This window comes from Streptomyces cavernicola, assembly GCF_029968035.1.
GTDB lineage: Bacteria > Actinomycetota > Actinomycetes > Streptomycetales > Streptomycetaceae > Streptomyces > Streptomyces cavernicola.
Genome location: NZ_JASCIQ010000032.1, coordinates 103,575 through 110,392, shown reverse-complemented (window position 1 = coordinate 110,392; position 6,818 = coordinate 103,575). Strand labels below are relative to the sequence as shown.

At 69.9% G+C, this 6,818-nt stretch carries 5 protein-coding genes; all 5 read right to left on the bottom strand.

Annotated elements, in window-relative coordinates:
- Nucleotides 1-92 precede the first annotated feature (92 nt).
- From QIS96_RS27070 to QIS96_RS27050, 5 genes are read right to left on the bottom strand one after another with little or no spacing between them, the layout of a single operon-like run.
- A complete protein-coding gene (locus QIS96_RS27070) occupies nucleotides 93-1,646 on the bottom strand; it encodes a P-loop NTPase family protein (protein WP_282545372.1) in 1,554 nt (517 codons plus the stop codon).
- Nucleotide 1,647: 1 nt separating this feature from the next.
- Nucleotides 1,648-3,069 (bottom strand): ATP-binding protein, encoded by a 1,422-nt coding sequence (locus tag QIS96_RS27065; protein ID WP_282545371.1) that lies wholly within the window; start codon nucleotides 3,067-3,069, stop codon nucleotides 1,648-1,650.
- 41 nt (nucleotides 3,070-3,110) lie between these two features.
- Nucleotides 3,111-4,661, bottom strand: coding sequence for an SCO6880 family protein (locus tag QIS96_RS27060; protein ID WP_282545370.1), 1,551 nt, complete (start codon nucleotides 4,659-4,661; stop codon nucleotides 3,111-3,113).
- Entirely contained in the window at nucleotides 4,658-5,956 is a 1,299-nt protein-coding gene (locus QIS96_RS27055) for a hypothetical protein (protein ID WP_282545369.1), read from the bottom strand. Before QIS96_RS27055 ends, QIS96_RS27060 begins: the two co-directional genes overlap by 4 nt.
- Nucleotides 5,946-6,773, bottom strand: a complete 828-nt coding sequence (locus QIS96_RS27050) for a hypothetical protein (RefSeq protein ID WP_282545368.1) — start codon at nucleotides 6,771-6,773, stop codon at nucleotides 5,946-5,948. The genes QIS96_RS27055 and QIS96_RS27050 overlap by 11 nt, the downstream gene beginning before the upstream one ends.
- Between the last annotated feature and the right edge of the window lie 45 nt (nucleotides 6,774-6,818).

The following is a 6,818-nucleotide window of genomic DNA, read 5'->3' as shown; positions in this document are numbered from 1 at the left end:
CCTTTTAGCCTCAACCCCCGGACTTTGTCCGGGGGTTGAGGCATTTTTGCGTTCACCACCCTTAATGCTGGTTCCTTTTCAAAGGCATGTGTTCAAGCCGGGAGCTCGTCGTGCGGCCAGCGGGCGCGGGCCTGTTCGCGGGAACGGAGCAGAGCGAGGGTGGGAAGGCCCGACTCGGCTCCGCCGGCGAGGAGTTCCGGCAGCTGCGGGAGCGGGGCCACGGCGGCGACGTCGTCGAGGATCAGCGAAAGTGGTGGGTCGAGCCGACCGGAGGATGACCGTGCGGCCATGCGCCGGCCGTGCTCGACCACGCTTGATGCGAGCGCCGTGAGGAGCGGCATGGCCCCCGGCGTCGACTTCGGATCCTCGATGGGCTCACCCACCACGTAGAGAGTGCCCCCTTCGGCGATGAAGGAATCCAACGCGAGGGTGTCCGTACGGTTCGGGCTGCAGGCCTCGCGGATGTGCACGGAGAACAGTGCGGACAGCGCGCGTGCGGTCAACTCCTGGGCCATGTCCCGGCGTTCGGGATACGCCGTGAGGGCCGCCTCCAACTCGCCGCCCGCGCCGGCGGCCGCCTTGCCGCTGGTCCGTAGGACTCGTACGGCCTCCTGGGCCTGGCTGCCCTGGGACCAGCGGTGGACGTGCTTGAACGGGCGGCCGTCGACCGCGGCCGCGTGCAGATAGCTGCGCAGCAGGGTCTCGGCGGTGCTTGCCGTGGCCTCGTCCAGCTTGGCGCTGGGGCGTACGGGGGCGAGCAGGGCCCTTGCGCGGGCGGCGGCGGTGTTCTTGTCCTCGCAGCCGGTGGCGGGGGACCAGTGCATGCGGGCCGGGGTGTCGCAGAGGTGGCCGGGGTCGTAGAGGAGTACGGGGCCGAGCTTGGATCTTGCGTCTTTTGTTTCCTCCCAGAGGGAGGGGTTCGACGTGATGATGAGGGCTGGGCCCTCGGAGTCCTGGATTGCCTGTACGGCTGTGGGGTGGTGGTCTCTCGCGGGGGCGAATCGTAGGGGGGTACGGGGGGTGGGGACCGGTGCCTTGTCGAGTGAGGTCGGCTCGGGCTCCGTTTCTTGGTCGACTGGGCTGGGCCCCTCCTCATCCGCACCCGGCGCCTGGGGCTGTGCCCACCCTCCCCCAAGCTCTCGGCTTCGCTCGAGCAGGGGGGACCCCCATCGCCCTGCGGAACGCCTGCCCACAGCGGGGGAGGGGGGAGGGGTGGGCTCCGTCCCTGCGGAGCGCCTGCCCCGGGGGGTGGCGGGGGTGGCGGCAGAGGCCGACTTTCGTACCGCTCGCCACCTCGCCACCGTGCCCATGACGAAGATCACCAGGACCGTCAGGACCATCAACTGCCCTATGAACAGGCCCCAGAAGAGGCCGTAGCCCGAGAAAGCTTCGGGTGGGGAGTCGGGCCAGGCGCCGGGGATGTCGTGGGGCTGGGAGATGAGGTGGCGTATGGCGAGAGGGGTGCGGGTGAAGGTGACCTCGGCCGGCCAGGCGCCCTTCGTGAAGAGGGCCGAGAGGCCCGTCGCCGTCCAGACGAGGAGGGTGAGGCCGAGGAGGAAGGCGAGCAGGGCGACGAGGAGGCCGTCGGGGATGCCGCCGCCTCCGGCGCGTTCCTCGGGGCGGCGGTCGTGGTGCGGCTCGCGCATGTCAGGCCACCGTTGCGTCCGGGTCGTTCAGTTCGGCGTGGGCCGCGTACCGCTCCATGCGGGCGGCGCGTTCTTCGGCTTCGAGTTCGGCGGCGGCCAGGAGGGAGTCCTCCTCGGTGAGGGAGGACTCGGTCATGGCGCGGTCGGTGTAGACGAGGGGGCGTTCCATCTCGGTGATGAGGTGTTTGACGACCTGGACGTTGCCGTTGACGTCCCAGACCGCGATGCCCGGGGTGAGCGTCGGGATGATCTCGACGGCCCAGCGGGGCAGGCCGAGGACGTGGCCGGTGGCGCGGGCCTCGTCGGACTTCTGGGCGTAGATCGTTCTCGTCGAGGCCATCTTGAGGATCGCTGCCGCTTCCTTCGCCGCCGCGCCGTCCACGACGTCGGAGAGGTGGTGGACGACCGCGACGAACGAGAGGCCCAGGCGGCGGCCGAACTTCAGGAGGCGCTGGAAGAGTTGGGCGACGAAGGGGCTGTTGATGATGTGCCAGGCCTCTTCGACGAGGAAGATGCGCTTCTTGCGGTCCGGGCGGATCCAGGTGTGCTCCAGCCACACGCCGACGATCGCCATGAGGATCGGCATGGCGATGGAGTTGCGGTCGATGTGGGAGAGGTCGAAGACGATCAGCGGGGCGTCGAGGTCGATGCCGACCGTCGTCGGGCCGTCGAACATGCCGCGCAGGTCGCCGTCGACGAGGCGGTCCAGGACGAGGGCGACGTCCAGGCCCCAGGCCCGTACGTCCTCTATGGCGACGTTCATCGCCTCCGCCGACTCCGGTTCGGGGTGGCGGAGTTGCTCGACGATGTCGGTGAGGACGGGCTGGCGCTCGACGATCGTCTCGTTGACGTAGGCGTGCGCGACCTTGAGGGCGAAGCCGGAACGTTCGTCCAGGCCATGGCCCATCGCCACCTCGATGATCGTGCGGAGCAGTGCGAGCTGGCCCGTCGTGGTGATCGAGGGGTCGAGGGGGTTGAGGCGGATGCCCGTGTCCAGGGCGACCGTCGGATCCAGGCGGATGGGCGTTATGCCGAGTTCCTGGGCGATCAGGTTCCACTCGCCGACGCCGTCCTCGCCCTGCGCGTCGAGGACGACGACCTGGCGGTCCCGGAACCTCAACTGCCGTAGGACGTACGTCTTCTCCAGGGCGGACTTGCCGTTGCCGGACTCGCCGAGGACCAGCCAGTGCGGGGCCGGGAGCTGCTGGCCGTACAGCTGGAACGGGTCGTAGATGTAGCCCTTGCCGCTGTAGACCTCGCGGCCGATGATCACGCCGGAGTCGCCGAGGCCGGGGGCGGCCGTCGGCAGGTAGACGGCCTGGGCCTGGCCGGTGGAGGTGCGCACCGGGAGGCGGGTCGTCTCCACCTTTCCGAACAGGAAGGAGGTGAAGGCGTCGGTCAGCGTGGTCAGCGGATCTCGCATGGGCTTGGCGCCTCTGCCTTCTGTGTCCCGAGTGGTCAGGGTTAGCGTCGGATGCCGGTGGCGAACGGCAGCGTGTTCACGAACGCCCGGTGGTGCTCGCGGTCGCACCACTCCAGCTTGAGGTACGACTTGCCCGCCGAGGCCCTGATCGTGCGCTTGTCGCGGGCGAGTGCCTCGGGGGTGCGGGCGGAGACCGTGATGTACCCGACGAGGTTGACGCCGGCCGCGCCGCTTGCGAGGTCCTCGCCGCGCTGGTCCAGGCGGGAGTGGGCGGCGGCGTCGCGCGGGTCGACCGTGCGGTTCATCTTGGCCTGGCGGCTGGCCTCGGCGTCGTCGTTGGTCTTCTCGGTGAGCATCCGCTCGATGGCGACCTCGGTGGGTTCGAGGTCCATGGTGACGGCGACGGTGCGGATCACGTCCGGGGTGTGGACGAGCAGCGGCGCGAGGAAGTTGACGCCCACGGGGGTCATCGGCCACTCCTTCACCCAGGCCGTGGAGTGGCACCAGGGGGCGCGGGTGGAGGACTCGCGGGTCTTGGCCTGGAGGAACGTGGGCTCCATGGCGTCGAGTTCGGCCGGCCAGGCGTTTCGCTGGGTCATGGCCTGGATGTGGTCGATGGGGTGGTCCGGGTCGTACATGGAGTGCACGAGCGAGGCGAGCCGGCCCTGGCCGAGGGGCTGGCGTACGCGGATGTCGGCCTCCTGGAGGCGCGAGCAGATGTCGGTCAGCTCGCGGGCCATGACCACGGCGATGCCCGCGTCCTTGTCGAGCCGGCGGCCGCCCTGCGGACGGGCGGCGCGGGCCACGGCCTGGGCCTCGGCGGCGAGTTCGCGGGTGTAGTGCATGCAGGCGACGAGGTACGCGCGGTGCTGCTCGCTGCTGGTCGACACCATCGACTGCAGTTGGTCGTACGAGCTCTGCAGCCAGGCCGGGGCCTTCTCGTCGCCGCGGGCCGAGACGTCCTTGGCGTGCGCGTCGGGGTCGGCGGGGAGGGTGCGGGCGAGCATCTGGAGGCGGGTGACGAAGCCGTCGCCGTTCGCGACGTGCTTGAGGAGCGTGCCGAAGCGGTCGACGAGGGCCTCCTGGTCCTCGCTGTCGCGCAGGCCGACGCCGGGGCCCTCGATCTCGATGGCGGCGGTGACGGTGCGGCGGTCGGCGTGCAGGAGCACGGCGATCTCGTCGGGGCCGAAGGGCGCGGCCAGCCAGGCGATGCGGCCGATGCCGGGCGGCGGGCCGACCTCGACCTCGCGGCCGTCGAGCCGCACGCCGGCCTCGGGGGCGGCGGAGCGGTAGGCGGTGCCCTGGCGGAGGCTGCGCTTGTAGCTGCGGTTGATCTCGAACCAGCGGTAGAACGTACGGCCCTTGTACGGGACGTACACCGCGGCGAGGGCCAGCATCGGGAAGCCGGTGAGCAGCACGATGCGGAGGGAGAGGACGGGGACGAGCAGGCCGCACATCATGCCGAGGAAGGCTCCGGCAATGATCAGGGCGATCTCGCCGGTCTCGCGGTTCTTGCCGACGATCGCGTTCGGCCGTGCCCGGCCGATCAGATATGTGCGGCGGGGCGCGACCTGGTGGGACTGGGTCGTCAACGCCCTTCACCTCCCGTGCGGTTGGTCGTGCCTCTGGTGCTCGTGGGGCGTGAGCTGTGGGTGCTGTTGCGGGGTGCGGGGGTGGCGGTTCCGCCGCCGGATCCGCTGCGGTTGGCGTGTGCGGCGACGCCTCCGCTGGCCGGGTTGGCGGGGCGGCCGCCGCTGCTGCCGCCGCTGTCCTCGCCGCCGCGGCCTCGGGTGCTGTGGGTCTTGATGCCCTGCGAGACGAGGGCGGCGGGCGAGCTGATGACGGCTGCCGCCTTGCCCTCGGCGCTCTGCATGATGCGGTTGTTGCGGCCGGCGGCGATCTCGTCGCCGAACCCCGGTACGAAGCGGTAGATCATCGCCGAGGCGAAGATGGCGAGCAGGATGATGGCGAGGCCGGATACGACGGCGGAGAACGCGTCCGGCCCGTTCTCGCCGGAGAGCGCGCCGGCGAGCCCGAGAACGATGACGATCACGGGCTTCACGAGGATCACCGCGATCATGATCCCGGCCCAACGGCGCACGTGGGACCAGAGGTTCTTGTCGACGAGTCCCGCGTAGACGACGGTGCCGAGGAGGGCTCCTACGTAGAGCAGGGCGGCGCGGATGACGAGCTCGAGCCAGAGGACGCCGGCGGCGAGGATCGACACGAGCGAGACGACGATCAGCATGATCGGTCCGCCGCCGATGTCCTCGCCCTTCTTGAGAGCTTCGGAGAACGAGCCGAAGAAGACGTCGGTCTGGCCGCCGGTGGTCTTCGCGAGCACCTCTGAGACGCCGTCGGTCGCGGAGACGACGGTGTAGAGGATCAGTGGCGTGAACGCGGAGGCGAGCACGGTGAGCCAGAGGAACCCGATGGCCTCGCCGATCGCCGTCGCCAACGGCACCCCGCGCACGGCCCGCTTGGCCACGGCGAGCAGCCAGAGGAGCAGCGTGAGGATGGTCGACGCGGCGAAGACGACGGCGTACTGCTGCAGGAACGTCGGGTTCGTGAAGTCGACGTTCGCGGTGTCCTTCACGGCGGCGCTGAGCTTGTCGACGGTCCAGGACGCGGCGTCGGCGCAACCCTTGGCGAGGGAGGAGAGGGGGTCGAGCGTGTTGAGGGCGTCGTCGGCGGGGGATTTGGGGGTGCCGGAGGATTTGCCGTTTTCGCAGTAGTCCTTGGCGGGGCCGCGGATGAGATCGCAGGGGTCGTTGCTCGGCTTGGGGTCGGGGGCGGCCACAGCAGGTGTGGCGAGCATGAAGGCAGCCGTCTGCACGGTCCCGACTGCAGTGGCGAGCGCGAGGGTACGTCGACGCTTACCGGGCATACGTGAACCCTCCGAACTGCTTGATCGCGTCCGCCATCTCCTTGGCGGTGGAGGCAGTTTGGTCGCGCCCCACGGGGGTGGGGCCCTCCTTCTGCTCGAAGTCGGTGACCTTCCAGTCGCTGCCGACCCACTTGAGTTCGAAGGTGCTCGTGTACCAGCTCTCGGAGACGGGGTTCTTCGACCCTTCCCCGGCAAGCCCGAACAGCGCCGAGTACCAGACGGAGACAGTGGCAGCGTTGTTGCTGAACTTCTCGACTTTGGAGCCGACGGGGTTGGAGCGCGTCACGAAGGTCTGGCCTTCAGGAGCCGTGCCGTCCTCGTTCAGGCCGATCCTGGCCAGGAACTTCGGGTCGGAGTAGACCTTGTCGATGTCCTGTCGACGCTGTGCAACGACGGCGGGGGCGTAGACGGATTCCGTGATCTCTTGGCGACGGGTGTCGTCGTACATTCCGTCAGACCCCAGCGCCACCGCATAGTTAGCCGCAGCGCTCTGCACCCCCTCCCGATCCCTCCCGAACCCCGATGTGACCGGCTTCTGGCCGGACGGGGACGTCGGGGCCGCTGCCGGGTCGGCGCCGTCGGCGGAGGCGTCGTCCGAACTGCCGCCTCCGCCCCCTCTGTTCGCGAACGCGATCGCCGCGAGGAGCAGGACGACGACCGTCACGACGGTGACGAGGCTGCGCGGGGAGCGCGGGCCCGTGCGGCGGGCCGTGCCGTAGCCGCCGCCGTCGCTGTCGGGGAGGCGGGTGCGGGTGTGGCCGGAGCCGCCGTAGCCGTCGTCGTCCGGACGGCCGTTGTGGTCGTCGTCGAGACTCATGCCGCGTACGCCCCTTCAAGGTTGTTCCGGACCACGAAGTACGAC